The following is a 26,789-nucleotide window of genomic DNA, read 5'->3' as shown; positions in this document are numbered from 1 at the left end:
CATGGAGATCTGGATCAATCCGGCCTGCTCGAAGTGCCGCTCGGCCATCAGCGCGCTGGACGCCGAGGGCGCCGAGTACACCGTCCGCCGCTATCTGGACGACCCGCCGGATCAGGACGAGTTGCGCGCGGTTCTGGACCGGCTGGGGCTGGAGCCCTGGGACATCACCCGCACCCAGGAACCCGCCGCCGCCGAGCTGGGCCTGACGGGCTGGGGCCGCGAGGCCGCGGACCGGGGCCGCTGGATCGAGGCGCTCGCCGCCCGTCCCGAGCTCATCCAGCGCCCGATCATCACCTCGGACGACGGCACCGCCCAGGTCGCCCGCAGCGAGGACGCGGTCAAGGACGCGCTGTCGCGGGTCAGTCGACGGGGACACCCTGGGGGGCCTTGATGCGCTTCATGATCATCTGGGAGTTGACGTCGCTCACGCCCGGGAGGGCGATCAGTTTCTCGGTCCAGAAGCGCTCGTAGGCCTCGCTGTCGGCGACGGCGATGCGCAGGAGGCAGCCGGGGGCGCCGTAGAGGCGGTAGGCCTCCACCACGTCGGGGGTGGACTGGAGCTGGGCCTCGAAGGCGGCGACGGCGTCGCGGTCGCGGCGGACCTCGACGGAGGCGAAGACCTCGAAGCCGCGCCCGACGGCGGCCGGCTCGACGACGGCGCGGTAGCTGCGGATCACTCCGTCGTCCTCGAGCTGGCGCACCCGGCGCAGGCACGGGGAGGGGGTGAGGCCGACGCGCTGGGCCAGTTCCTGATTGGTCAGCCGGCCATCGGCCTGCAGCTCGCGCAAGATTCGTCTGTCGATAGCGTCCATGGTGACATTTTCTAGCACTGTCTCCGCAGTTTCGCGCCTCAATCAGCAATCAAATGCCGCCTATCTCCGCATATCCTTGCGGTGGACTTATCCGACAACACGAGGAAGCAGGGGCACTGTGCGGCACATCGTCGTCATCAGCACCGGGGGCACGATAGCCAGCAGGTGGCAGGGGTCCGGCTACGCGGCGGAGGCCGCGGGCCTGGAGGTGCTGGCCGCGGGGGCGATCCCCGAGGACGTCGAGGTGCGGGTCGTGGACCTCTTCACGGTCAACAGCTCCCGGCTGACCACCGCCCACCAGCTGGAACTGCTCCGAACGGTGCACGAGGTGCTCGCCGACCCGGCCGTCGACGGCGTGGTCGTCACCCATGGCACGGACACCCTGGAGGAGTCCGCCTTCCTGCTGGACCTGCACCACGGCGACCGCAGGCCGGTCGTGCTCACCGGTGCACAGAAGCCGCTCGACGCGACCGACGGGGACGCCGCGGGCAATCTCTACGACGCGCTGCTGACGGCCGCCACGGGCCGGGACATCGGCGCGGTCATCACCTTCGGCGGGCTGGTGCACGCGGCCCGGGGAACGGTGAAGAGGCACACCGTGGACGTCCAGGCGTTCGCCGACCCGACGGGGCTGCCGCTGGGCCGGGTGCAGTTCGGACGGGTGATCTGGGGGCGGCACCGGCCGCGGCCCGAACCGCTGCCGCTCCCCGCCGCGGGCGTGCGGCCACCGCGGGTGGACATCGTGATGCACCACAGCGACGCCGATCCGGTGCTGTTCGACGCCGCGCTGGCCGCCGGCGCCGAGGGCATCGTGCTGGTCGGCACCGGCGCGGGCAACGCCACTCCGGACTTCGCGGCGGCGGTCGGCCGGGCGGTGGCGCAAGGAGTCCTCGTCGCGGTCAGCACCCGGGTCGCGGCCGGCTCGGTGGCGCCGATCTACACCGGCGGCGGAGCGGTGGACCTCGCGGAGGCCGGCGCGGTGCTGGCCGGCTCGCTGCGCGCGGGGCAGGCCCGTATCGCGGTGCTGGCCGCGCTGCTGTCCACGCCGGAACGCCCGGAACGCCCCGCCGCGCTGCGCCGGATCGTGGAGACGACCTCAGAGCTTTATCTGGTTGATGGTGTCGGCAAGTGAGGTCAGGAATCGGTTGACCGAGGGCGCCATGTTGGTCGACGCGATGAAGAAGCCGAACAGAGCGGCCACTATCGCGGGACCGAGCTTGATCGACTTCCCCCTGATCATGACCACCAGGATGACGCCCAACAAGAGCACTACGGATAGGGAGATGGCCACAGCGGATCACTTCCTCATTCGGTACGCCGCAACAGTCCGGGGAGTCGCCGCGCCCCCGCCACGTCCATCGTGCCACCAAGCACCGACACCTTGGACCCGGGAAACACATCGTTCCACGACATCCCGCACCCACGACAGGCCGTCTTCGGAGCGATGGGGCGAACCGGCGTGCGATGCGCGGGTGTTGGAGCGCGGTGCTGTGACGTCAGTCGCGGCAGACGATGAGCAGCGCGCGGTCGTCGTTGACGTCCTTGGCGACCGCCTCGATCAACCGCCAGGCGGCGCCGCGAAAGCCGGTGGCCACGAACCGGTCGGCCTCGCCGATGAGCCGGTCGATGCCCTCGGTGATGTCCCGGTCCGCGGCCTCGACCAGGCCGTCGGTGAACAGCAGCAGCACGTCGCCTGAGCGCAACGTGCCCTTGACGCCGTGGAATTCGGCGCCGTCGTACACGCCGAGCAGCGGGCCCTCGGCCGCCTTCTCCTCCCAGCGCCCCGAGCCCGCGCTGAGCTGGACGCCGGGCAGGTGGCCCGCCGAGAGCAGCTCGTAGTCGCCGGTCTCCAGGTCGAGGACCAGATGGATGGAGGTCGCGAAACCCTCGTCCCAGTTCTGGCGCAGCAGATAGCCGTTGGCGGCCGTGAGGAAGGCGTGCGGCGGCAGCGAGCCGAGCAGTCCGCCGAAGGCGCCGGACAGCAGCAGCGAACGGGACGCGGCGTCCATGCCCTTGCCGGACACGTCGGTCAGCACGGCCTCCAGCACCCGGCCGCCCAGCGTGCGGGTGGCGACGACGAAGTCGCCGGAGAAGGACTGGCCGCCGGCCGGCCGCAGCGCCATCTCGGCGTGCCAGCCGGCCGGGAGTCTCGGCAGCCGGCTCTGGACCCGGATCCGTTCCCGCAGGTCGAAGAGCATGGTGTGGCCGCGGCGCCACGGCACGCCGACCCGGCTGCGGAACTGGGCGATCAGCAGCCCGGCGAAGGCGACCGCGGAGACCACCAGGACGGTGCCAGGAGTCACCCCGGCCGGGCCGTCGCGGTACGGGCCGAGGACGGCGGACTCGACGACCAGGGCGACCGCGGAGGCCGTGTAGAGCAGCAGGAGGCTGGAGGGCCGCAGCAGCAGGCCGCCGGTGAGGATCGGCAGGACGAGGGCGCTGGGCGGGCACCAGACGGGCATGGAGACGGTGGTGTAGGCGAGGGCCGGGACCGTGAGCACGAGCACGGCCAGCGCCAGCCAGTCGGAGGCGTCCCCGCGGAAGTAGTCGACGGCGGACTTGCGCAGGCCGAGGCGGACCCTGTGCAGCGACCTGCGCCACCGGGTTCCGAGACTGTCTCGTGCCGCGTCCTTACCCATGTTCCGGCGACCCTACCCACCCTTTCGGCGGCACGTCGATTCCCCGGGCGGTGGGTCGTCGTCCCCCGGAAATACGGTCGCATCCCGGCAAGAGGGCTGGTAGGCAGGGTGTATGACGATGGAATTGCGGGTGCTCGACGCCGGTCAGTGGGACGGCTGGTACGGAAAGTTCGAGCGCGCCTTCGGAGGTGTGGAAGATGCCTCCGAGGAACGGGCGCTGTGGCGGGAGCTCACCGAGTGCGAACGGTCGCTCGCCGCGATGGACGCGGACGACATCGTCGGGACCGCGGGCGCGTTCTCGTTCCGGCTGTCCCTGCCGGGTGGCGCGCTGGTACCGGCGGCCGGGGTGACGATGGTCAGCGTGCAGCCGACCCACCGGCGGCGTGGGGTGCTGACCGCGATGATGCGCAGACAGCTGGACGATGTGCGGGCCCTGGGCGAGCCGTTGGCGGTGCTGACCGCCTCCGAACCGGCGATCTACGGCCGGTTCGGGTACGGGAACGCGACGGAGCAGATGCGTCTGGAGATCGACACCACGCGGGTACGGCTGCGGCTGCCCGCCGGCACCGAACGCGTGCGGCTGCGGATCGTGCCGCCCGAGGCGGGACGGGAGGCCTGCGAGGCGGTGTACGCCCAACGGGTCGCGGGACGGCCGGGGATGATCGCCCGGCAGCCCGGCTGGGACCGGCAGCCGCTCCTCGACCCGGAGTCGCAGCGACACGGCGCCGGCCCGCTGCTGTGCGTGCTGGCCGAGGTGGACGGGGAGGTGCGCGGCTACGCGCGGTACGCGGTCACGGCGCGGTGGAGCCCGGCCGGGCCCGATGGCTCGGTGGCGCTGCGCGACGTCGAGGCGCTCGACCCGGTGACGTACGCGGCGCTGTGGAGCTACCTGTTCGACCTCGACCTGACGTCCAGGCTGACGACCTACAACCGGCCGGCCGACGACCCGTTGCTGCATCTGGTGTCGGACGTACGGCGCTGCGGCATCGGGATGCGGGACTCGCTGCACGTGCGGCTGGTGGAACTCGGCGCCGCCCTTGAGGCGCGCACCTATGCGACACCGGTGGATGTGGTGTTCGACGTCGAGGACGCCTTCTGCCCCTGGAACGAGGGCCGCTGGCGACTGACCGGGGACCACAAGGGCGCGTCCTGTGTGCGGACCGGGGACGCGGCGGATCTGGCGCTCTCGGTGCGGGAGCTGGGCTCGGTGTACCTGGGCGGCTTCTCGCTGAGCGCGCTGGCCGGGGCCGGCCGGGTCACAGAACTGCGCCCGGGCGCACTGGCGGAGGCATCACCGGCCTTCGGATCCGACGTCAAACCGTGGCTGCCGCACGGCTTCTAGGGCCGCTGGCAGACCGGGCACCAGAAGAGGTTGCGGGTGGCGAGGCCGGCGGTGCGGACCTCGCCTCCGCAGACCAGGCAGGACTGCCCGGTGCGGCGGTAGACGTAGACCTCGCCGCCGTGGTCGTCCTGGCGGGGCGGGCGGCCCATCGCCTCGGGGGTGTGCTCCGGGCGCACGGTGTCGATGCGGTTGTTGCGCACGCCCTCGCGCATCAGGGCGCCCAGGTCGGTCCAGACGGCGTCCCATTCAGCGCGGGTCAGGTCGCGGCCGGCGCGGTAGGGGTCGATGCCGTGCCGGAAGAGGACCTCGGCCCGGTAGACGTTGCCGACGCCCGCGATCACCTTCTGGTCCATCAGAAGCGCCGCGATGGTCGTGCGGCTGCGGGAGATCCGGTGCCACGCCCTGCCCGGGTCGTCAGCGGAGCGCAGCGGGTCGGGGCCGAGGCGGTGGTGTATCGCCTGTTTCTCGCCGTCGGCGATCAGCGCGCAGGTGGTGGGGCCGCGCAGGTCGGCGTACGAGCCGGGGTTGGCGAGCCGCAGCCGGACGGTGTCGGTGGGGGGTGGGGCCTTGCCGTCGCCGAAGCCGAGTCTGCCGAACAGGCCCAGGTGGATGTGGACCCAGCCCGTCGCGCCGAAGCCGAGGAACAGATGCTTGCCGTGGGCGTCGACGCGGTCGAGGACCACGCCGTCCAGCAGCGCCGCGCTGTCGGAGAACTTGCCCTGCGGGCTGCTCGCCCGCACAGGACGGCCGCCGAACCTCTCGAAGTGGTCGGCGGCCAGCCGGTGGATCGTGTGCCCTTCGGGCATCGTGCGGTCAGCCCTGCTGCGGGTGATGGGCCGGGATCGGGGGGAGCTCGCCGGTGGTCTCGTAGGCGGTGAGCATGTCGATGCGGCGGGTGTGCCGCTCCTCACCGGAGTACGGGGTGGCGAGGAAGATCTCGACGAACTTGGTCGCCTCGTCCTCGGTGTGCATCCGGCCGCCGATGCTGATGACGTTGGCGTCGTTGTGCTCACGGCCGAGCGCGGCGGTCTGCTCGCTCCAGGCCAGTGCGGCGCGGACGCCCTTGACCTTGTTGGCGGCGATCTGCTCGCCGTTGCCGGAGCCGCCGATGACGATGCCGAGGCTGCCGGGATCGGCGGCGGTCCGCTCCGCCGCCCGCAGGCAGAACGGCGGGTAGTCGTCCTGGGCGTCATAGATGTGCGGGCCGCAGTCGACGACCTCATGGCTATTGGCCTTGAGCCATTCGACGAGGTGGTTCTTGAGTTCGAAGCCGGCATGGTCGGAGCCGAGATACACGCGCATGGGAACGAGTGTGGCACGGCCGGACCCGGGAATACCCCGGGGGGCACCGGACGCGCTTGAGGGTTATTTGAGGTTAAAGCAACGAATTGGCCTCAGCTGTTCCGTAACTCGCCGGTCTGGGATTGGATGCGACCCCATGAGCTCACATCCCCCCTCAGTTGTGACCGAGTCCCGCCCCCAGGACAACCAGGCTCCACAGGAGTCGTCCGGTCTTCAGGCCGGGCTGAAAAACCGCCACCTGTCGATGATCGCCATCGGCGGCGTCATCGGCGCCGGCCTGTTCGTCGGCTCCGGCTCCGGCATCGCGGCAGCGGGCCCCGGCATCCTGCTCTCGTACGCCCTCGTCGGCACGATGGTCGTCTTCGTCATGCGGATGCTCGGCGAGATGGCGGTCGCCAACCCGACATCGGGTTCCTTCTCCGCCTACGCGGACCGCGCCCTCGGCCGCTGGGCCGGATTCTCCATCGGCTGGCTGTACTGGTTCTTCTGGGTCGTGGTGCTGGCGGTCGAGGCGACGGCCGGGGCCACGATCCTGCACGGATGGGTGTCGGCCGTCCCGCAGTGGGCCTGGGCGCTCATCGTGATGGCCGTGCTGACCGCGACCAACCTGGTCTCCGTCGGCTCGTACGGCGAATTCGAGTTCTGGTTCGCCGGGATCAAGGTCGTCGCGATCGCCGCCTTCATCGTCCTCGGCGGCCTCGCCGCCTTCGGCATCCTGCCCGGCTCCGACCACAAGGCGGTCGGCATGGCCAATCTCACCGGGCACGGCGGGTTCCTGCCGAACGGGCCCGGCGCGATCCTCACCGGTGTGCTGATGGTCGTCTTCTCCTTCATGGGCAGCGAGATCGTCACCCTCGCGGCGGGCGAGTCCCAGAACCCGCGCAAGGCCATCACCAAGGCCACCAACAGCGTGATCTGGCGGGTCGGCGTCTTCTACCTCGGCTCGATCCTCATCGTGGTGTCCCTGCTGAAGTGGGACGACCCGGCGATCGCCAAGAAGGGCTCGTACGTCGCGGCGCTGGACTCGATAGGCATCGCGCACGCCGGGGAGATCATGAATGTGATCGTCCTGACCGCCGTTCTGTCCTGTCTCAACTCCGGCCTGTACACCGCCTCCCGGATGGCGTTCTCGCTCGGGCAGCGCGGCGACGCGCCGAAGGGGTTCGCGCTCACCAGCCGGAACGGGGTGCCGCGGAACGCGATCCTGGGCTCGGTCGCCTTCGGCTTCATCGCCGTCTTCTTCAACTACGAGTGGCCGGACACCGTCTTCAAGTTCCTGCTGAACTCGTCCGGTGCCGTCGCGCTGTTCGTCTGGCTGGTCATCTGCTTCTCGCAGCTGCGTATGCGCAGGATCATCGAGCGCGAGTCGCCGGAGAAGCTGATCGTCAAGATGTGGCTCTTCCCGTACCTGACGTGGGCGACCATCGCGATGATCTCGTTCGTGCTCGTCTACATGCTCACCGACAAGGACGGCCGGCCCCAGGTGCTGCTGTCACTGCTGGTGGCCGCGCTGGTGGTCACGGTCTCGCTGGTCCGCGAGCGGTTTCAGAGCGGCAAGAAGGACGCTGTGACCCGGTAGCCGGGGGCTGACATTCAGCCCGCGCGGCTGACCGGGGGCGGCTCCGGTCAGCCGCGGCGCCCGATGAACTGCCAGGCGGCGGGCAGGGCGCCCATCGCGAGGGCGGCCTTGAGGGCGTCACCGAGGAGGTACGGAGTCAGGCCGAGCGAGACGGCCTTGCCGAAGGAGAGGTGGGCGGCCAGCGCCAGGTACGGCACGCCGATCGCGTAGATGATCACGCTGCCGAGCACCATGGCACCGGCCGTCCGCAGCACGGTGCGGTCCGCCCCGCGGCGGGCCAGCGCACCCACGACCGTCGAGGCGAGCAGCATCCCGAGGATGTAGCCGAAGCTGGGCATGGACGAGCCGGAGGAACCGTCGGCGAACCACGGCATGCCGGCGACGCCCGCCACCGCGTACAAGGCCAGCGCCGCGAAGCCGCGGCGGGCGCCGAGCGCCGTGCCGACGAGCAGTGCGGCGAAGGTCTGACCGGTGACCGGCACCGGGGAGCCGGGGACGGGGACCGAGAGCTGCGCGGCCAGGCCGGTGAGCGCGGCGCCGCCGAGCACCAGGGCCACGTCGCGCACCCGGGCGCGGGCGGCGGAGGAGGCGGGGAGCAGATCGGCGAGGACCGTGCCGGTCCGGGTGGCAGAGACAGCAGCGGTGCTCATCGGTACTCCGGGGTGAGAGATCGGCTGGGCTGGTTCGTACAGGTGACGCCGTGACGCTAGCGCAGTGGGCAACCCATGATCACCGTCGATTGACGACAACGGCATGCCCGGCGTCTTGGAGAGTTCACTGCACGGCCCAGCCTCCGCCGCGGCGCTTGCGTTTCGCTTGTTTCAGCAGGTCACGTGATGCTCGTCACGGCCGCCGCGCGGCGCCGCACGATTCGGTGACGCGTTGTGCGGAGTGCGGCCGGCCGCGGGGACACTGTGGGATCCCCCCAAAGCCCTCCCTTGCCCCGACCCCTCCCCGACCCGGTGAGAGTACGAGCGCCATGCACGATGTACCGCCCCCGACGAGCCGTTATCGGCCGGGCTGAAGCAGCGCGGGACCGTAGACCGGGCGGAAACCCTTCTGCTGCTAGCGTGCACTTGCATAAGACTTGCAATAAGCTAGCGGCCGGAGGAACTCGCGCATGCCCACCTACACGCTTCCTGAACTGCCCTACGACTACGCCTCGCTGGAGCCCGTGATCAGCGGCGAGATCATCGAGCTGCACCACGACAAGCACCACGCGGCGTATGTGAAGGGCGCGAACGACACCCTCGACCAGCTCGCCGAGGCTCGTGACAAGGAGCAGTGGGGCGGCATCAACGGGCTGGAGAAGAGCCTCGCCTTCCACCTCTCCGGGCACATCCTGCACAGCATCTACTGGTCGAACATGTCCGGCGACGGTGGCGGCGAGCCCCTGGACAAGGACGGCACCGGGCAGCTCGCGGACGCCCTCGCCGAGAACTTCGGCGGCTTCGACCGCTTCAAGGCCCAGCTCTCCAAGGCCGCGGCCACCACACAGGGCTCCGGCTGGGGCGTATTGGCGTACGAGCCGCTGAGCGAGCGGCTGATCGTCGAGCAGATCTACGACCACCAGGGGAATGTCGGCCAGGGCAGCGTTCCGCTGCTTGTCTTCGACGCCTGGGAGCACGCCTTCTATCTGCAGTACCGCAACCAGAAGGTCGACTTCGTCGAGGCGATGTGGCGCGTCGTCAACTGGCAGGACGTCCAGGCCAGGTTCGCTGCCGCGAAGGAGCGGACGAGCGGGCTGCTGCTGGTGCCGTAGGCGCCCCCACAGGCCGAAGGCCCCCGCGCGGTGGTGTCGTGCGGGGGCCTTCTTCCCGTTGTGCGGCCGTTCCTCCGCCACAGACCAAGGGGACGTCGGCGGAACCTCAGCCGGGCTCGATGAGGTCCCAGCGGTTCCCGTACAGGTCCTGGAAGACCACGACCGAGCCGTAGGGCTCGTGCCGGGGCTCCTCCTCGAAGGTGACGCCGGCCGCGACCATGCGCTTGTAATCGCGGTCGAAGTCGTCGGTGTTGAGGAACAGCCCGACGCGGCCGCCCGTCTGGCCGCCGATCCGCGACTCCTGCTCGGGGGTCGAGGCACGCGCCAGCAGCAGTCCCGTTTCCCGGGACCCCTGCGGCGCGACGACGACCCACCGGCTGCCGTCATCGCGCGCGGTGTCCTCGCGCAGCTCGAAACCGAGGGCGCCGGTGTAGAAGGCGATGGCCTCGTCGTAGTCGCGTACGACGAGGGCCACCAGTCCGAGGTGCGGCATCAGTCGAAGATCGGCCCGGCGGTCCGGGTGCGCTTGATCTCGTAGAAGCCGGGGGTGGAGGCCACCAGCAGCGTGCCGTCCCAGAGCCGGGCCGCGGCCTCGCCCTTGGGTGCGGGGGTGACGACCGGGCCGAAGAACGCGACCTGCTCGCCGTCGGCGCCGGGAACGGCGATGACCGGGGTGCCGACGTCCTGGCCGACCTTGTCGATGCCTTCCTGGTGGGAGGCGCGCAGCGCGGTGTCGTAGTCCTTGCTGTCGGCGGCGTCCGCCAGCTCGGCCGGCAGGCCGGCCTCCTCCAGGGCGGCGACGATCGTCGCGCGGTCCTTGGGCAGGCTCCGGTTGTGGAAGCGGGTGCCCAGTGCGGTGTAGAGCGCGCCCAGCACCTCGCTGCCGTACTTCTGCTCGGCGGCGATGGCGACCCGGACCGGGCCCCATGCCTCCGTCATCAGCGCACGGTAGTTCTCCGGCATCTCATCGAGGCGGTCCTCGTTGAGCACGGCCAGGCTCATCACATGCCAGCGGACGTTCACCGGGCGGACTTTCTCGACCTCCAGCATCCAGCGGGAGGTCATCCACGCCCAGGGGCACAACGGGTCGAACCAGAAGTCGACGGGAGTCTTGTCGGATACGGTCACTGCTTCTTCTCCTCGGGCACGGAACGGGGCACGGAACGTCGTGCGGCGCGACACGGCACGGCGCTGCTCGTACCTCGGAAACCTCCGGATCGCGGGCCGCATTCCCGCCTGTCGCCCCTCTGTGCGGCGTGGCAGTATGCGAATGATCGAAGATGCTGACAAAGGAGTCACCAGTGCCCGGCGAGAACCTGTCCCGTGAAGAGGCCCGCGAACGCGCTCGGATCCTGTCGGTCGACGGGTACGAGATCGCGCTCGACCTGAGGTCGGCCACCCGGCCCGACGAGGACACCTTCCGCTCGGTGACCACCATCCGCTTCCGGTCCGCGCAGCCGGGCACGGCCACCTTCGTGGACCTGCTCGCGCGCTCCGTCGAGTCCGTGGTGCTCAACGGAGTCGAGCTGGACCCGGCGTCCGTCTTCGACGGGACGCGGATCGCGATCGACGGCCTCGCCGCCGAGAACGTTCTCACCGTGGACGCGCGCTGCGTGTACAGCCGGACGGGCGAGGGGATGCACCGGTTCGCCGACCCGGAGGACGGCGAGACGTACCTCTATACGCAGTACGAGCCGGCCGACGCCCGGCGGGTCTTCGCGAACTTCGAGCAGCCCGACCTCAAGGCGCCCTTCACCTTCACGGTGACAGCGCCCGCGCACTGGACCGTACTGAGCAACGAAGACCGGGCCGGCGAGCCGCAGAAGGCCGACCCCGCCTCCGCCACCTGGCACTTCGCGCCCACCAAGCCGATCTCGACGTACATCACGGCTGTCGTCGCCGGGCCGTACCACCTGGCGCACGACCACTACTCGCGCTCCTTCGACGACGGCACCGTGCTGGAGATCCCGCTCGGCGCGCTGTGCCGGGCCTCGCTCGCGCCGCACTTCGACGCGGACGACATCTTCACCGTCACCAAGCAGGGCCTGGACTTCTTCCACGACACCTTCGACTACCCGTACCCCTTCGGGAAGTACGACCAGGCGTTCGTGCCCGAGTACAACATCGGCGCGATGGAGAACCCGGGCTGTGTCACGTTCCGCGAGGAGTTCGTGTTCCGCGGCAAGGTGACGCAGGCGGCCTACGAGGGCCGGGCCAACGTCATCCTGCACGAGATGGCGCACATGTGGTTCGGCGACCTGGTCACCATGCAGTGGTGGGACGACCTGTGGCTCAAGGAGTCGTTCGCCGACTTCATGGGCGCGTACGCGCAGGTGGAGGCCACCCGCTTCACGGACGGCTGGATCACCTTCGCCAACCGCCGCAAGGCGTGGGCTTACCGGGCCGACCAGCTGCCCTCCACCCACCCGGTCACCGCGGACATCCACGACCTGCAGGACGCCAAGCTCAACTTCGACGGCATCACGTACGCCAAGGGCGCGTCCGTGCTGAAGCAGCTCGTCGCCTACGTCGGCCCGGACGCCTTCCTGGAGGCGGCCAGGCGCTACTTCAAGCGCCACGCGTACGGGAACACCACGCTGGCGGACCTGCTGGCGGTGCTGGAGGAGACCTCGGGCCGGGACATGGCGCAGTGGTCCCGCGCCTGGCTGCAGACCGCGGGCGTCAACGCGCTGACCCCGGACGCCGTGTACGACACCGCGGACCGGATCACCGAGCTGGCCGTCCTGCAGACCGCCGCCGAGTCGCACCCGGAGCTGCGGCCGCACCGCGTCGCCGTCGGCCTGTACCGGCGGGCGGCGGGCGGCGCCCTGGAGCGCTACGCCCGCGCCGAGACCGACGTGACGGGTCCGCGCACGGTCGTGGCGGAGCTGGCCGGGGCCGAGCGGCCCGAGCTGATCCTCGTCAACGACGAGGACCTCACCTACTGCAAGATCCGCTTCGACCCGCGCTCGCTCGACACCCTGCGCAAGCACCTGGGCGACCTGTCCGACCCGCTGGCGCGGGCGCTGTCCTGGTCGGCGGTGTGGAATCTGACCCGGGACGCGGCAATGCCGGCCCGCGAGTACATCGGCCTCGTACTGCGCTTCGCCGGGCAGGAGTCCGACATCGGCGTGCTGCAGTCCCTGCACCAGCAGGCGCGGACCGCGCTGCACCACTACGCCGCGCCGCAGTGGCGCGCCGAGGGCGCCAGGGCGCTGGCCGACGGCGCGCTGAGCGAGCTGCGGAAGGCTGAGCCGGGCAGCGGCCACCAGCTCGCCTGGGCGCGCTTCTTCGCCTCGGTGGCCTCGTCCGCGGCCGATCTCCAACTCCTGGGCGGGCTGCTCGGGGGCAACGCCAAGATCGACGGCCTGGAGATCGACCAGGAGCTGCGCTGGTCCTTCCTGGAGCCGCTCGCCGCCGCGGGCGAGGCCGATGAGGCCGCGATCGCGGACGAACTGGCCCGCGACGACACGGCTTCCGGCCGGCGGCACCAGGTGCGCTGCCTGGCGGCGCGGCCGTCGGCCGAGGTCAAGGCGCAGGTGTGGGCGTCGGTCGTCGAGTCCGACATTCTCTCCAACGCGCTGGTCGAGGCGAGCATCGCCGGCTTCGACCAGCCGGGGCAGGAGGCGCTGCTCGCGCCCTACGCCGACCGGTACTTCGCCGTGATCGACCGGATCTGGTCGGAGCGCTCCATCGAGATCGGCATGGCGATCGTGCGGGGCCTCTTCCCGAGGTATCGGGCCGGCCAGGAGACCGTCGACGCGGCCGGTGCCTGGCTCGACGCGCACGCCGACGCGGCGCCCGCCCTGCGCCGGCTGGTCCTGGAGGCCCGCGACGACCTGTCCCGAGCCCTCCGCGCCCAGGCCCGCGACAGGTGACCTCCGGCCGGGTCACCCGATCGAACGGTGGCCCGGCGGGGTTGCCCCCCATAAACCGGGCGGCTTGAGGAGCAAGGCCGCCCGGCGCACGGCGACCCGTCACCCTAATAGGTGAAAATCGCCCATCGGCATCCGAACGCCTGAACTTTAGTGCAGAGTTGTCCCGTTTTGTCGACAGGTTCGTAACAGCGGTTAGTGGACCGTCCGGCGGCGGAACTGACTCGTCATGAATCACAACGCACCTCTCACCCCGCGCCCCCTGGACCACCTCGCCCGCACCCAGCAACGGATCTTGACGTTGCGTCAGCTGAAGGAGCACGGCGTGACCGCGAGCACCCTGGCGGAACGCTGCCGGCCCGGCGGGCCGTGGCAGCAGCTGCTGCCGCAGGTGTTCCTGCTGCACGCCGGTCCGCCCACCGGCGAGGAGCGGCTGCGGGCGGCGCTGCTGTACGCGGCACGCGAGCCCGGCGGAACCGGCGACGGGGAGGCGATGGTCACCGGGCTGGCGGCGCTGGCGCTGCACCGGTTCTCGTCGGTGCCGCCGCTGCTGGGGATCGGCCGGATCGACGTCCTGGTGCCGCGCCAGCGGCGGCTGCGCAACGCCGGGGACGTGTCGATCCGCCGGGCCCACTCCCTGCCCCGGCCCCAGCAGGTGACCGGACTGTCCTGCGCGCCGGTACCGCGCGCGCTCGCCGACGCGGTGGCGGAACTCGACGACGCCGAGACCGTACGGCGGCTGCTCACCGAGGCGGTGCGCGGCGGGCACTGCGAAGCCGCCGCCGTGGTACGCGAACTGAGCCGGGCCCGGCTGCTGTCGCGGCCGCACGTTGTGGACGCGGTGGACGCGCTGCTGGCGGAGGGACGGGCGATCGCCGAGGGCCGGCTGTACGAGATGGTGAACTGCTACGGCCTGCCGGACCCGGTGTGGCATGTCGACCTGCGGCTGCCCGGCGGACCGTCCCTGGGCGGCGTGGACGCGTACTGGCCGGAGCACGCGGTGGCCGTGGAGATCGACGCGCGGGCACCGCGGCAGGACGACGACGCCCTGTGGTCGCAGTACGCGCAGAAGCGTCAGCACCTCGAGGGGCTCGGCATCTCCGTCGTCCATCTGACCCCGAAGAAGCTGCGGGACGCGCTGGACCAGCAGGCGACCGTCGTCCGCACGGCGTTGATGGCCTCCTCGGACCGCACCCCGGCCGCTTACGTCGTCGTGACCCCGAGTTGACCGGCGCTTTACTCCTTTACGCGCGCTTTGCCTGGCATGGCGTATGGCGGAAACACGTCATGTCCACATCCTGCCTCGGACAACTCTCCACAAACACCGGTCGCTTACGTGACTCTTAGCGGTCAACCGGCACCGCTTTCCGAACAAGGATGCCCATGCCTCTCGATCACATACGCGCGAAGAGACGCGTGGCCCGCGTCGCACTCGCCGCGGGCCTGGTGGCCGCGCTGGCCGCGACCGGGTCCGCCACCGCGTTCGCAGACAACGCTCCCACCGGCGCCCCGACCGGCAAACCCGCCTCGGCCCCGGTCAAGGCCTCCACCGACAAACTCGGTTCCGCCGATGCGGAGCTCCTCGCCAAGGCCAAGGCCGACGGCGACAAGACCGTGACGATGATGATCGCCACCGCGCCCGGCGCCACCAAGCAGGTCGTCGACCAGCTCGGAGCCTCGGGTGCCTCGGTGGGCAGCACCTACGACAAGCTCGGCTATGTGCGCGCGACCGTCCCGACCGCCAAGGCGGACGCGGCGATCGCCAAGGCGCAGAAGCTGACCGCTGTCCACGGCATCGATCTCAAGCAGCAGATCGCGCTCGACGACCCGACCCCGGTGGCGGACACCGCCAAGGGCTCGAAGTCGAACGGCAAGGCCGCCAAGACCTTCTCCGGCCCGAGCGCGAGCACCCCGGCGAAGAACCCGTACCAGCCCGCCTTCGAGACCGGCGCGGTGGACTTCGTCAAGAACCACCCGAAGGCCGACGGCCGCGGCGTGACCATCGGCATCCTGGACTCGGGTGTCGACCTCGGTCACCCCGCGCTGCAGAAGACCACCACCGGCGAGCGCAAGATCGTCGACTGGGTCACCGCGACCGACCCGATAACCGACGGCGACGCCACCTGGCGCCGGATGACGGCCGATGTGGCGGGCCCCAGCTTCACCATCGCGGGCCGGACCTGGACCGCGCCGGCCGGCAAGTACAAGTTCAACCTGTTCTCCGAAGCCGCCACGATCGGCGGCGACATGGCGGGCGACCTCAACCGTGACGGCGACACCACCGATGTGTGGGGCGTGCTGTACGACGCCGCCGCCGGTACGGTGCGCGTCGATCTCAACAACAACGGTGACTTCAGCGACGACGAGGTCCTCAAGCCGTACAAGAACGGCTTCCAGGTCGCGCACTTCGGCACGGACGATCCGAACACCCCGATCTCCGAGTCGATCCCGTTCGTGGTCCAGATCCGCAAGGACGTCCCCACGGACCCGTACGGCGGCGACTGGGTAGGCAAGAAGGCCGACTTCGTCAACATCGGCCTCGTCCAGTCCGAGCACGGCACCCACGTCGCGGGCATCACCTCCGCGAACGGCCTGTTCGGCGGCAAGATGAACGGTGCGGCGCCCGGCGCCAAGATCGTCTCCTCGCGCGCCTGCAGCTGGAGCGGCGGCTGCACCAACGTCGCGCTCACCGAGGGCATGATCGACCTCGTCGTGAACCACGGCGTGGACATCGTCAACATGTCCATCGGCGGCCTGCCCGCGCTGAACGACGGCAACAACGCGCGCGCCGAGCTGTACACGCGCCTCATCGACACCTACGGCGTCCAGCTGGTCATCTCGGCCGGCAACAGCGGCCCGGGTGCCAACACCATCGGTGACCCCGGCCTGGCCGACAAGGTCCTGAGTGTCGGTGCCGCGATCTCCAAGGACACCTGGGCGGCCGACTACGGCTCCGGGGTGGACAAGGCCTACGCGATGATGCCGTTCTCCTCCCGTGGCCCGCGTGAGGACGGCGGGTTCACCCCGTCGATCTCCGCCCCCGGCGCCTCGATCAACACCATCCCGACCTGGGAGCCCGGCAGTCCGGTCGCCGAGGCCGGCTACAGCCTGCCGCCCGGCTACGCCATGCTGCAGGGCACCTCGATGGCCTCCCCGCAGGCCGCGGGCGCCAGCGCGCTGCTGATCTCCGCCGCGAAGGCGAAGAACATCGCGCTCAACCCGGCCGCGCTGCGGACGGCGCTGACCAGCTCCGCGAAGCACATCGCGGGCGCCCAGGCGTACGAAGAGGGCTCGGGCCTGATCGACATCAACGGTGCCTGGAGCCTGATCAAGGACGGTGTCTCGGCCAACGAGTACACCGTCAAGGCCCCGGTCAACACCACGCTGTCGGCGTTCCTGAAGACCCCGGGCTTCGGCACCGGCATCTACGACCGCGAAGGCGGTCTCAAGACCGGCGAGACCCGGACGTACGACGTCACCATCACCCGCACCACCGGCTCCGACGCCCCGGTCAGGCACACGGTGCAGCTGGCGAACAATGACGGCACCTTCAAGCTGGTCGGCGGCAGCGAGATCTCGCTCCCGCTGAACGTGCCGGTCACCGTCAAGGTCTCCGCCAAGGCGAAGACCGCCGGCCTGCACAGCGCGATCCTGAACGTGAACGACAAGCGCACCAAGGGCATCGACCAGCAGATCCTGGCGACCGTCGTGGTCTCCAAGCCGCTGGCCAAGCCCGCCTTCTCCGTCAAGGAGTCGGGCGTGGTGCAGCGCAACAGCACCACCTCGCACTTCGTGAACGTGCCGGCCGGCGCCAAGTCCCTGGAGATCGCCCTCGGCGGCATCCAGGCCACCAGCCAGACCCGGTTCATCGCGATCAACCCGTACGGTGTCCCGGTCGAGAACACCGGCACCCCGTTCTGCTACCTGAACTACGTCAACCCGGCCAACACCTGCCGCCCGGATCTGCGGTCGTACGCCGACCCGCTGCCGGGCGTCTGGGAGATCGAGGTCGAGGCGCGCCGCACCTCGCCACTGCTGAACAACCCGTACGCCGTCACGGCGTCCGTGCTCGGCGTGTCCTTCGACCCGGCCGTGCAGACCCTCGACGAGGCCAAGGTCGGTACCCCGGCCGCGGTCAACTGGAAGGTCACCAACGGCTTCGCCGCCCTTGACGGCAAGCTGAAGGGCGGCGCCCTCGGCTCCGCGCTGACCGCCCGCCCGACCATCGCGCAGGGCGAGACGAAGACGACCACCCTGGTCGTCGGCCCCGGCGCCTCGCGGCTCGACGTGGCGATCGGCTCGACCTCGGACACCCGGGCCGACCTCGACCTGGAGGTCTATCTCGGCAGCACCAAGGTCGGCTCGTCCGCGGGCGGCAGCTCGGAGGAGGCGGTAAGCCTCGCCAACCCGGCGGCCGGTACGTACACCGTCAAGGTGATCGGCTACTCGGTCCCGGCCGGCACCACGGAGTACAACTACAAGGACGTGTACTTCGCGGCCTCGCTCGGCCAGGTCAAGGTCGACGAGAACAAGACCGTGTCGCTGGCCAACGGTGCCTCGGCTACGGTCACCGCCGATGTCGTGGCCGCGTCCCCGGCCCCCGAAGGACGTCAGTTCTTCGGTGAGGTGCAACTGCTGAACTCCCGCGGCACCATCGCCGGAGTCGGCAGCGTCATCATCAAGAAGGTCGTCGGCTGACCAGCTGACCAGCGGTACGACCGCGGTACGGCGGGGCGGGTGCTCTCACGGGCACCCGCCCCGTCGCGTTGTGCCGCCTTCGCGTTGTGCCCCTTTCGCGTTGTGCTCCCTCCGCTTCACATCCCCGTCATCCCGCGTTGGCCGTGCGCCATCGAACAGGGCGTATTCCGGCTCGACACCGGGTGGATCACGCCAACCTCGCACCACGATCAGTCACTTCATGACGACACCCGGTAGTTTTAACCCGTTGCCGCCACACCAGGAGCACAGGGCTCCGTCGGGACATGCGGCACAAGGGGGATTCACTCGGCCCATCGGGCCTGAGAACTTCCATCACACTCTCCGTCGCGGCGGCCGTTCGGCCCTGGCCGTGATGTTCCCACGAGTGCCGTCACACGGCCCGCCGACCCCACTGCACGTCATACCCCTCCCTTTCACCCGGTGATTCTTTCCACGCGTCCGGGAGGCCGCAGCGTGAGTCAGTCCACAGCGATGAGCACCACCGCTGGATTCGAAGTCATCCCTTTCACCGATGAATGCCGCACCATTTGGGACCACGGAGAACATCTCCTCATCGGAGTGAGTCCGGGGAACAGCTATTTCACCCATCAGCGCATCCGGGAACTCGCGTCCTGGGCGGACCGCCGTTTCTCGGCGATCGACATCGTCTACGCCGATCTGCACATCGACGCGATGTTCGCCGCGTTCGGGTACACGGCCGAGCACGCGGGGAAGCGTGCGTCGAAGGAGCTCAAGGCCGTACGCCGCAGGATCCTGCGGGGTGTGGACGAGGCCGGCCCGCTGACCGCCCGGCTCCGGGTGCGCGGGCTGTCGGAGTTCACCGGCGACCCGCAGTACCGCCGGCTGCACGCGGAAGCCGAGGCCGCCCTGGAGCACGACGATGAATTCGGCGCCGCCTGCGAGGAAATGGTCCGCCAGTTCCTGGCACCCAAGATCGGCGAATCCGCCGAGATCACCGATGGCCAGCGGGGAGCCTGCCTGCGGTACATAGCCGCGGAACTCCCGTTCTTCGTGGACACCCCGGCCATCGTGAACGCCGAATCCTCGGTGTCCTCCTATCACGCCGAAATGCCGCTGACCAAAGTGCTGTTCGCCCGCGGCAGCGGATTCCGAGCGACCGCGAACCAGGCGTACGCCGTCATCCGCCCCCATCAGGAAGAGGAGAACCACCGATGACCACCGAGCAGGCAGAACTGGATTTCCCGCTGTCCCGGCGCGGCGACGAACTGCCCGCGGAATGCGCGTGGCTGCGCGAGAAGAAACCGGTGGCCCGGGTCAGGACGCTCACCGGCGACGACGCCTGGCTCGTCAGCAGTCATGAACTGGCCACGCGGGTTCTGGGGGACGACCGTTTCAGCCTCAAGGACACGGCGAACCCCGGGGTTCCGCGCCAGTACGCGCTGACGATCCCGCCCGAGGTCGTCAACACCATGGGGACCATCAACAGCGCCGGGCTGCGCACCGAGGTGATGCGCGCGCTGTCGCCGCGCGCCGGCGGCGGTCTGTCCGAGTGGCTGAGCAGGCAGGCCAACGCCCTCATCGACGATCTCGTCGCCGAGGGTCCGCCGGCCGACCTGCGGGCGGGTTTCGCCGATCCCTACTCGGCGGCGCTGCACTGCAAGGTCCTCGGGCTGCCCTTCGACGACTGGCGCCGTCTGATGGCCGGCATCGACATCGCCTTCATCACCGGCCCGCAGCCGTTCGCCGGGTCGGTCACCAACTGGAACAAGGACCACGCCTACTTGGTGCGGAAGCTCCGGGAGGCCGTCGGAGGGCCGGGGCTCCTGGGCCGGTTCGCCGAACTCCGCGCCACCGCCGACCCCGCGGAGGGGCTGACCGAGGACGCGCTGGCGAGCGTGGCGCTGTCGCTGTTCGGGGCCGGGGCGGTGAGCACTTCGGCCTTCCTGGTGCACGCGGTCCTGGCGCTCGTGCAACGGCCGGAGCTCATCGAGGAGCTCCGCGCCCACCCCGGGCGCATGGGCGGCGCCGTGGACGAACTGCTGCGCGTCAACCTGTCGATCGGCGACGGCCTGCCGCGCCTCGCGCTGGAGGACGTACAGGTCGGCGACGTCCTGGTGCGCGCCGGTGAGCTGGTGCTCGTCCTGGTCGAGGGCGCCAACTTCGACCCGGCCGTTTTCCCCGACCCCGAACGCGTCGACTTCTCCCGCGAGTCCAATCCGCATCTGTCCTTCGGCGCGGGCAACCGCTTCTGCCCGGCCACCTCGCTGGCCCGCGCCCATGCGGAGGCGGCGCTGACCGCGCTCGTCGGCCGGCTGCCGAACCTGCGGCTCGCCGTACCGGCCGACCAGCTGGTCTGGCGCACCGGATTCATCAAGCGGCTGCCGGAGCGGTTGCCCGTCGTCTGGTGACGACGGCCCCGACCGCCGGGCGGGCCGGTTCCTCCGGCCCGTCCGGCGGTTCGCCCCCGTCCGGCGGTTCGCCCCCGTCCAGCGGTTCGTGCTATTCGCGGGCGGCGCCCGCCTCCATGGGGCGGGTACGGAGCAGCGCGCGGGCCGGGAGGCCGGTGGCGGCCAGGCCCAGCAGCAGCACACCGGCGGCGATGGCCGCCGCGACGGTGGGCGGTACGTACGGGGCGCCGCCGGTCAGGCCGCGGGCGATCGGGGCGAGGGTCGCCCAGGCGATGGCCGATCCGATCACGATGCCCGCGGTGCCGACGAGCAGCGCTTCCCAGCGCATCATCCGAAGCACCTGGCGGCGGGTGGTGCCCGCCAGCCGCAGCAGAGCGACCTCGCGGCGCCGGTCGAGAACCGTCATGACGAGCGTGTTGGCCGCAGCGACGGCGGCGAATCCGCCGAGTACCGCGGCCATCACCTGGTTCGCCCAGGCGTTGAGTTCCACGTTCTTGTCGGCCTGCGCGGTGTACCCGGCCCGGTCGGTGACCGCGACGCCCGGGGCGTCGAGCCGCTGGAGCGCGCTCGCGACAGCGGCCCGGTCGGCGCCCGGCGCGTCATGGACGAGCACCTGGCTGTCGTACGCGGCCGACACATGGCCGGCGACCGCCGCGCGGGGCAGCAGCACTTGGCCCAGGCCCAGACCGCGCTCGTAAGTGGCGACGACCCGGGGGTGCACCGTGGCGCCGTCGCCGAGCCGCAGCTCGATGCGGTCGCCGACCGACACATGGGCGCTGCCGGCGAGCATCGCGTCCAGGGCGACCGTGTCATCCGACGCCGTCAGCCCGGCCAGCGCGCCCTCCTTGACCCCGAGGTCGAGCACCGTGGCCAGACCGGCCGGATCCCCGGAGAACCCCAGCGCGGCGGCGGTGTTGAACGAACCGGCCGACCGGTAGAGGACGCCGGTGCGCAGGACACCGACGGCCGCGTCCACGCCCTTGACCCGCGCGGCCGCGGCGGCGGTGGTGGCGGGCAGTCCGGCTCCGGTGCCGCTGACGATCTGGTCGGCGACGACGCCGTCCCGGATCTGCTCGGCCGAGGCGTGCTTCATCGTGCTCTGCATGAAGACCAACGTGCCGCAGAAGGCGATGACCAGCACGATCGGCGTGATCGCGGAGGCCAGCCTGCGGGCATTGGCCCGGGCGTTGGCGGCGGCGAGCACGGCCGGCGCCCCGCCCGCGCTCAGCGGGAATCCGAGCACGGCGGCGGCGCCCCAGGCGACGACCGGTCCGAGCAGGGCGACGGAGAGCATGAAGAGCATCACCACGCCCAGCGCGATGTTGGCCGCGTCGTCCCCGGTGGCCTGGTCGGCGAGTGCCGCCACGACGAAACCGCCGGCGAGCGCGACCGTACCGAGCACCGTACGGATGATCCCGGGCCGCCGCCGTTCCACCGCCGCCTCGCCGAACGCCTGGCTGGGCCGGGCCTTGGAGGGGCGGCGGGCGGCGAGGTAGCCGGCGACGAGCGAGGCGATCAGGCCCGCGCCGACTGCGGCGGTCATCGGGATCCAACCGGTGGACAACCGCAGCCCCGCCGGCAGCGCGCCGCGGTCGACGAGCTGGCCGAACCACCAGCGGGCGAGTGCCAGCCCCGGCAGGATGCCGGCCGCTCCGGCGAGCGGGGCGACGATCACCGCCTCGGTGGCCACGGTGCGGCGGATCTGCCGCGGGGTGGCACCGATCGCCCGCAGCAGCGCGATCTCCCGGCTGCGCTGGCCGATGGCGAGAGCCACGGTGCCCATGACGACGAGGACCGCGGTCATCGCGGCGATGCCGCCGAAGGACCCGCCGAGCGCCGTCAGCATCTCCTTCCCGCCCGCGAGTTCCGGGTGTTCGACCTCTCCTCTGCTGTCGCCGGTGCGCACCTGCGCCTGGCCGCCGACAGCGTGCCTGACCTGCTCGGCGAGCTGCTGCGTGCTGACGCCCTCGCGCGGCTGGACGGCGACGGCGTCCGCCTGGCCGGGGTGCCCGGCGATCCGGGCGGCCGTCGCGTCGCTGAACCAGGCGGTGGCGTTCCCCGCCCGCTCCCCCGCCAGGCCGGAGATCCGGTACGTGCCGGTGCGCGCGGGTGCGGTGAGGGTGACGGTGTCGCCGGTGACGAGCTTCGCGGCGCGGGCCGTCGCGGCGCCGAGGACGACCTCGCCCGCCGCCGGGGCGCGGCCCTCGGCGAGCGCACTCGTGGCGGAGGCGGATCCGGAGGCGGATCCGGACGCGGATCCGGACGCGGATCCGGACGCGGATCCGGACGCGGATCCGGACGCGGATCCGGACGCGGATCCGGGAGCGGATCCGGGAGCGGATCCGGGAGCGGATCCGGGAGCGGATCCGGGAGCCGCGGCGGGCGCGGTGATGGCGGTGGCCGACCAGTCGCGGCCGGTCAGCGGTGGCACCGTCCGGCCCTGCACGGGGAAGCCCAGATCGGGCACGGCGGAAGCGACGCCCGGTTCGCGGGTGATCCGGTCCGCGAGCCCGGCGTCGACGCGGGCCCGGTCGGGCAGCGCAACGGACTGGGTTTCGGCGTTCTCGCCGTGCCCTGTGGTCAGCCGGGCGTGCTGGTCGGCCGCGACGACCACCGGGGTACCGGCGTAGCGCTCGGGCTTGAAGTGCGCGGTGATCCCGGTCTGCAGCAGGGTGCCGCAGGCGGTGATGACGGCGGCGGCGAACATCAGCGCGATGAACGTCCCGGCGAAGGACGCGGGCCGGAAGCGCACGGAGGCGCGGGCGAGGCCGTTCACGCGGCGGCCCTCGCGATGCGCGCGGCGCGGTCGGTGCCGGCGGTGGTCAGGGCGACCATGTGGTCGGCGATCTCCGTCGGGTCCGGGCGCTCCAGGCGGCCGGCGAACGCGCCGTCGGCGAGGAAGAGCACCCGGTCCGCGAAGGAGGCGGCGACCGGGTCGTGGGTGACCATGACGACGGTGACACCGAGCCGGTCGACGGCGTGCCGCAGCAGGCCGAGCACCTCGCGGGCTGTGTTGGTGTCCAGAGCGCCGGTCGGCTCGTCGGCGAACACCACCTCGGGGGCGGTGACCAGGGCGCGGGCGATGGCCACGCGCTGCTGCTGGCCGCCGGACAGCTGCCCGGGACGGCGCCGCCCGTACCCTTCGAGGCCGACCTGCGCGAGCAGCCCGGCCGCGCGCCGCCGGTCCGGGCGGCCGCCGGCCAGCCGCTGCGGCAGCAGCACGTTCTGTTGCACGGTGAGGGACGGCAGCAGGTTGAAGGACTGGAAGATGAACCCGATCCGGCTGCGGCGCAGCTGGGTGAGCTTGTTCTCGCTGAGCCCGGTGATGTCGGTGCCGCCGAGCAGTACGGAGCCGGCCGTGGGCTTGTCGAGCCCGGCCGCGCACTGCAGGAAGGTGCTCTTGCCGGAGCCGGAGGGCCCCATCACAGCGGTGAAGCTGCCCCGTGGGAGCGCCAGATCGATGCCGCGCAGGGCATGCACGGTGGAGTCACCGCGGCCGTAGGTGCGGCGGACCGCGCGCAGCTCGACGGCGGCGTCCGCCGCCGCCGTACCCCCGCCGGTCCGCGGCGGGTACTGCGGCGCGGTGGGGGCCGTGCGGACGGTGCTGGCGGGCTTCGGCCGGAGTCGCATGATGTCCTCTGTTTCCGTTGCTGACGACCCCTCCGACGCTACGGATCATGAGGCGCCGCGGACCATGCCGGTTCCCGGTCTCTTGGGGGTAGGGGAAACCCGAGGCAGGAGGTGGTGGAGACCCTGATCCCCGCCTTCACCGCGTGCAAGGATGGCGGTCAGTCTCATTAAGGAGTGGCCTACCGTGCCTGGCACGAACCTCACCCGCGAGGAGGCGCAGCAGCGTGCTCGCCTTCTCACCGTGGACGCGTACGAGATCGACCTCGACCTGAGCGGTGCACAGGACGGGGGCACCTTCCGTTCGGTGACCACGGTGCGTTTCGACGCCGCGAAGGCGGGGTCGTCATTCATCGATCTGGTCGCCCCGACCGTGCACGAAGTGGTGCTCAACGGCACCGCGCTCGATCCCGCCGAGGTGTTCTCGGACTCGCGCATCGCCCTGCCGTCGCTAGTGGCCGGCCGCAATGAGCTGCGCGTCGTCGCGGACTGCGCGTACACCAACACCGGTGAGGGCCTGCACCGCTTCGTCGACCCGGTCGACAAGCAGGCGTACCTCTACACCCAGTTCGAGGTGCCGGACGCACGCCGCGTCTTCGCCAGCTTCGAGCAGCCGGACCTCAAGGGCACCTTCCAGTTCACGGTGAACGCGCCGGAGGGCTGGACGGTCATCTCCAACTCCCCGACGCCGGAGCCCGAGGGCCGCATCTGGCGGTTCGACCCCACGCCGCGCATCTCCTCCTACATCACCGCGCTGATCGCCGGCCCGTACACCGCCGTGCACAGCACCTGGGAGGGCGACGACCGCAGCGTCCCGCTGGCGATCTACTGCCGCCCGTCGCTGGCCGAGTTCCTCGACGCGGACGCGATCTTCGACGTCACCCGGCAGGGCTTCGACTGGTTCGAGGAGAAGTTCGACTTCCCGTACCCGTTCGCGAAGTACGACCAGCTCTTCGTGCCGGAGTTCAACGCGGGCGCGATGGAGAACGCGGGCGCGGTCACCATTCGTGACCAGTACGTCTTCCGCTCCAAGGTGACGGACGCGGCGTATGAGAAGCGGGCCGAGACCATCCTCCACGAGCTGGCCCACATGTGGTTCGGCGACCTGGTCACCATGGAGTGGTGGAACGACCTCTGGCTGAACGAGTCGTTCGCCACGTACACCTCGATCGCCTGCCAGGCGTACGCGCCGGGCAGCAAGTTCCCGCACTCGTGGACCACGTTCGCCAACTCCATGAAGACCTGGGCGTACCGGCAGGACCAGCTGCCGTCCACCCACCCGATCATGGCGGAGATCAACGACCTCGACGACGTCCTGGTCAACTTCGACGGCATCACGTACGCCAAGGGCGCCTCGGTGCTCAAACAGCTCGTGGCCTACGTCGGCATGGACGAGTTCTTCGCCGGTGTGCAGGCGTACTTCAAGCAGCACGCCTGGGGCAACACCCAGCTTTCCGACCTGCTCGGCGCGCTGGAGAAGACCTCGGGCCGCGACCTGAAGAGCTGGTCGAAGGCGTGGCTGGAGACCGCGGGCATCAACATCCTGCGCCCGGAGATCACGCTCGCCGAGGACGGCACCATCACCTCCTTCGCGGTCCGCCAGGAGGCCCCGGCCCTGCCGGCCGGCGCCAAGGGCGAGGCCGTGCTGCGGCCACACCGGATCGCCATCGGCTGGTACGACCTCCAGGACGGCAAGCTGGTCCGCACCAGCCGCGTCGAGCTGGATGTGGACGGCGAGCTGACCGAGGTGCCGTTCCCGCAGAACACGCCGCGCCCCGCGGTGATCCTGCTGAACGACGACGACCTGTCGTACGCCAAGGTCCGGCTCGACGATGAGTCCCTTGCCGTCGTCCGCAACCACCTCGGTGACTTCACCGAGTCCCTCCCCCGCGCCCTGATCTGGTCCGCGGCCTGGGACATGACGCGCGACGGCGAGCTCGCCACCCGCGACTACCTGGAACTGGTGCTCTCCGGCATCACCAAGGAGTCGGACATCGGCGTCGTCCAGTCGCTGCACCGCCAGGTCAAGCTCGCGCTCGACCTGTACGCGGACCCGGCCTGGCGCGAGACCGGCCTGGCCCGCTGGACGGAGGCCGCACTGGAGCAACTGCGCGCCGCCGCTCCCGGCAGCGACCACCAGCTCGCGTGGGCGCGCGCCTTCGCGGCGACCGCCCGCACCCCGAAGCAGCTCGATCTGCTCGCCGCGCTGCTGGACGGCTCGGAGAGCATCGACGGCCTGGCCGTCGACACCGAGCTGCGCTGGTCCCTGCTGCACCGGCTCGCCGCGACCGGCCACGCCGACGACGCGGTCATCGAGGCGGAACTCGCCCTCGACCCGACGTCGGCCGGCGAGCAGCACGCGGCCGGCGCCCGCGCCGCCCGTCCGACCGCCGACGCCAAGGCCGCCGTGTGGGCGGCCGTCGTCGAGGACGACAAGCTCGCGAACTCCCTCCAGGAAGCCGCCATCGGCGGTTTCGTCCAGACCGACCAGCGCGAGCTCCTCGCGCCCTACACCGCCAAGTACTTCGGCGCGGTCAAGGGCGTGTGGGACTCCCGCAGCCACGAGATCGGCCAGCAGATCATCGTCGGTCTCTACCCGTCGCTCCAGGTGACCCAGGACACCCTGGACGCCACCGACGCCTGGCTCGCCTCGGCCGACCCGGTCCCGGCGCTGCGCCGGCTCGTCATCGAGTCCCGGTCCGGCGTGGAGCGCGCCCTGAAGGCCCAGGCGGCAGACGCGGCCGCGGGCGCCGCGTAGGTACC

The 26,789-nt window shown here is 70.9% G+C and carries 21 protein-coding genes; 11 read left to right on the top strand and 10 right to left on the bottom strand.

Features of this window, described 5'->3' with window-relative positions; all coding sequences use genetic code 11:
• The first annotated feature begins 1 nt into the window (after position 1).
• A complete protein-coding gene (locus QMK24_RS00885) occupies positions 2 to 391 on the top strand; it encodes an ArsC/Spx/MgsR family protein (RefSeq protein WP_283463061.1) in 390 nt (129 codons plus the stop codon).
• On the opposite strand, the gene QMK24_RS00880 is transcribed toward QMK24_RS00885, so the two are convergent.
• Positions 360 to 812 carry an Lrp/AsnC family transcriptional regulator gene (locus QMK24_RS00880; RefSeq protein ID WP_283463060.1) on the bottom strand — a complete coding sequence of 151 codons (453 nt, stop codon included), beginning with the start codon at positions 810 to 812 and terminating at the stop codon, positions 360 to 362. The genes QMK24_RS00885 and QMK24_RS00880 overlap by 32 nt on opposite strands.
• A 118-nt stretch (positions 813 to 930) precedes the next feature.
• Here QMK24_RS00880 and QMK24_RS00875 point away from each other — a divergent pair, with 118 nt between their 5' ends.
• Positions 931 to 1,944 carry an asparaginase gene (locus QMK24_RS00875; RefSeq protein ID WP_283463059.1) on the top strand — a complete coding sequence of 338 codons (1,014 nt, stop codon included), beginning with the start codon at positions 931 to 933 and terminating at the stop codon, positions 1,942 to 1,944.
• Here the strand turns inward: QMK24_RS00875 and QMK24_RS00870 are convergent.
• Both QMK24_RS00870 and QMK24_RS00865 read right to left on the bottom strand, forming a co-directional pair.
• A complete protein-coding gene (locus tag QMK24_RS00870; RefSeq protein WP_283463058.1) occupies positions 1,909 to 2,103 on the bottom strand; it encodes a hypothetical protein in 195 nt (64 codons plus the stop codon). The genes QMK24_RS00875 and QMK24_RS00870 overlap by 36 nt on opposite strands.
• 205 nt (positions 2,104 to 2,308) lie before the next feature.
• Complete coding sequence (locus tag QMK24_RS00865) at positions 2,309 to 3,451, bottom strand: PP2C family protein-serine/threonine phosphatase (protein ID WP_283463057.1); 1,143 nt, start codon at positions 3,449 to 3,451, stop codon at positions 2,309 to 2,311.
• Positions 3,452 to 3,563: 112 nt separating this feature from the next.
• Here QMK24_RS00865 and QMK24_RS00860 point away from each other — a divergent pair, with 112 nt between their 5' ends.
• Positions 3,564 to 4,793, top strand: a complete 1,230-nt coding sequence (locus tag QMK24_RS00860; RefSeq protein WP_283463056.1) for a GNAT family N-acetyltransferase — start codon at positions 3,564 to 3,566, stop codon at positions 4,791 to 4,793.
• On the opposite strand, the gene QMK24_RS00855 is transcribed toward QMK24_RS00860, so the two are convergent.
• Together QMK24_RS00855 and QMK24_RS00850 are read right to left on the bottom strand one after the other, a co-directional pair.
• Positions 4,790 to 5,599, bottom strand: coding sequence for an Fpg/Nei family DNA glycosylase (locus QMK24_RS00855; protein WP_283463055.1), 810 nt, complete (start codon positions 5,597 to 5,599; stop codon positions 4,790 to 4,792). The two genes, QMK24_RS00860 and QMK24_RS00855, sit on opposite strands and share 4 nt — an antisense overlap.
• Positions 5,600 to 5,606: 7 nt before the next feature.
• Positions 5,607 to 6,095, bottom strand: coding sequence for a ribose-5-phosphate isomerase (locus QMK24_RS00850; RefSeq protein WP_283463054.1), 489 nt, complete (start codon positions 6,093 to 6,095; stop codon positions 5,607 to 5,609).
• Between the two features lie 136 nt (positions 6,096 to 6,231).
• Here QMK24_RS00850 and QMK24_RS00845 point away from each other — a divergent pair, with 136 nt between their 5' ends.
• Positions 6,232 to 7,674, top strand: coding sequence for an amino acid permease (locus tag QMK24_RS00845; RefSeq protein WP_283463053.1), 1,443 nt, complete (start codon positions 6,232 to 6,234; stop codon positions 7,672 to 7,674).
• Positions 7,675 to 7,721: 47 nt separating this feature from the next.
• Here QMK24_RS00845 and QMK24_RS00840 read toward each other — a convergent pair whose 3' ends face one another.
• Positions 7,722 to 8,324 carry a biotin transporter BioY gene (locus tag QMK24_RS00840; protein WP_283463052.1) on the bottom strand — a complete coding sequence of 201 codons (603 nt, stop codon included), beginning with the start codon at positions 8,322 to 8,324 and terminating at the stop codon, positions 7,722 to 7,724.
• A gap of 470 nt (positions 8,325 to 8,794) precedes the next feature.
• Here QMK24_RS00840 and QMK24_RS00835 point away from each other — a divergent pair, with 470 nt between their 5' ends.
• Complete coding sequence (locus tag QMK24_RS00835) at positions 8,795 to 9,436, top strand: superoxide dismutase (RefSeq protein ID WP_283463051.1); 642 nt, start codon at positions 8,795 to 8,797, stop codon at positions 9,434 to 9,436.
• A 106-nt stretch (positions 9,437 to 9,542) separates the two neighbouring features.
• Here the strand turns inward: QMK24_RS00835 and QMK24_RS00830 are convergent, their stop codons facing one another.
• Both QMK24_RS00830 and QMK24_RS00825 read right to left on the bottom strand, forming a co-directional pair.
• Positions 9,543 to 9,929: a VOC family protein gene (locus tag QMK24_RS00830; protein WP_283463050.1), complete on the bottom strand. Its 387-nt coding sequence runs from the start codon at positions 9,927 to 9,929 to the stop codon at positions 9,543 to 9,545.
• Complete coding sequence (locus tag QMK24_RS00825) at positions 9,929 to 10,564, bottom strand: DsbA family oxidoreductase (protein WP_283463049.1); 636 nt, start codon at positions 10,562 to 10,564, stop codon at positions 9,929 to 9,931. Before QMK24_RS00825 ends, QMK24_RS00830 begins: the two co-directional genes overlap by 1 nt.
• Before the next feature lie 173 nt (positions 10,565 to 10,737).
• Between QMK24_RS00825 and pepN (QMK24_RS00820) the strand changes: the two genes are divergently transcribed.
• From pepN (QMK24_RS00820) to QMK24_RS00800, 5 genes are all read left to right on the top strand, one after another.
• Positions 10,738 to 13,314, top strand: a complete 2,577-nt coding sequence (gene pepN / locus QMK24_RS00820; protein WP_283463048.1) for an aminopeptidase N — start codon at positions 10,738 to 10,740, stop codon at positions 13,312 to 13,314.
• A 226-nt stretch (positions 13,315 to 13,540) separates the two neighbouring features.
• Complete coding sequence (locus tag QMK24_RS00815) at positions 13,541 to 14,539, top strand: hypothetical protein (RefSeq protein ID WP_283463047.1); 999 nt, start codon at positions 13,541 to 13,543, stop codon at positions 14,537 to 14,539.
• A gap of 155 nt (positions 14,540 to 14,694) precedes the next feature.
• On the top strand, positions 14,695 to 18,009 hold the full coding sequence (locus tag QMK24_RS00810) for a S8 family serine peptidase (protein ID WP_283463046.1): 3,315 nt from the start codon (positions 14,695 to 14,697) through the stop codon (positions 18,007 to 18,009).
• Between the two features lie 474 nt (positions 18,010 to 18,483).
• A complete protein-coding gene (locus QMK24_RS00805; RefSeq protein WP_283463045.1) occupies positions 18,484 to 19,206 on the top strand; it encodes a tRNA-dependent cyclodipeptide synthase in 723 nt (240 codons plus the stop codon).
• Complete coding sequence (locus QMK24_RS00800) at positions 19,203 to 20,399, top strand: cytochrome P450 (protein ID WP_283463044.1); 1,197 nt, start codon at positions 19,203 to 19,205, stop codon at positions 20,397 to 20,399. Before QMK24_RS00805 ends, QMK24_RS00800 begins: the two co-directional genes overlap by 4 nt.
• Positions 20,400 to 20,490: 91 nt before the next feature.
• On the opposite strand, the gene QMK24_RS00795 is transcribed toward QMK24_RS00800, so the two are convergent.
• Complete coding sequence (locus QMK24_RS00795; RefSeq protein WP_283463043.1) at positions 20,491 to 23,175, bottom strand: FtsX-like permease family protein; 2,685 nt, start codon at positions 23,173 to 23,175, stop codon at positions 20,491 to 20,493.
• Positions 23,172 to 24,029: an ABC transporter ATP-binding protein gene (locus QMK24_RS00790; RefSeq protein ID WP_283463042.1), complete on the bottom strand. Its 858-nt coding sequence runs from the start codon at positions 24,027 to 24,029 to the stop codon at positions 23,172 to 23,174. The genes QMK24_RS00795 and QMK24_RS00790 overlap by 4 nt, the downstream gene beginning before the upstream one ends.
• A gap of 184 nt (positions 24,030 to 24,213) precedes the next feature.
• Between QMK24_RS00790 and pepN (QMK24_RS00785) the strand changes: the two genes are divergently transcribed.
• Positions 24,214 to 26,784, top strand: a complete 2,571-nt coding sequence (pepN, locus tag QMK24_RS00785) for an aminopeptidase N (RefSeq protein WP_283463041.1) — start codon at positions 24,214 to 24,216, stop codon at positions 26,782 to 26,784.
• Positions 26,785 to 26,789 lie beyond the last annotated feature (5 nt).

Origin of the sequence: Streptomyces sp. PH10-H1 (assembly GCF_030063355.1) — a bacterium.
Taxonomy (GTDB): Bacteria; Actinomycetota; Actinomycetes; order Streptomycetales; family Streptomycetaceae; genus Actinacidiphila.
The sequence above is the reverse complement of the archived record's forward strand: the minus strand, read 5'-3'. Positions and strand labels throughout refer to the sequence as shown.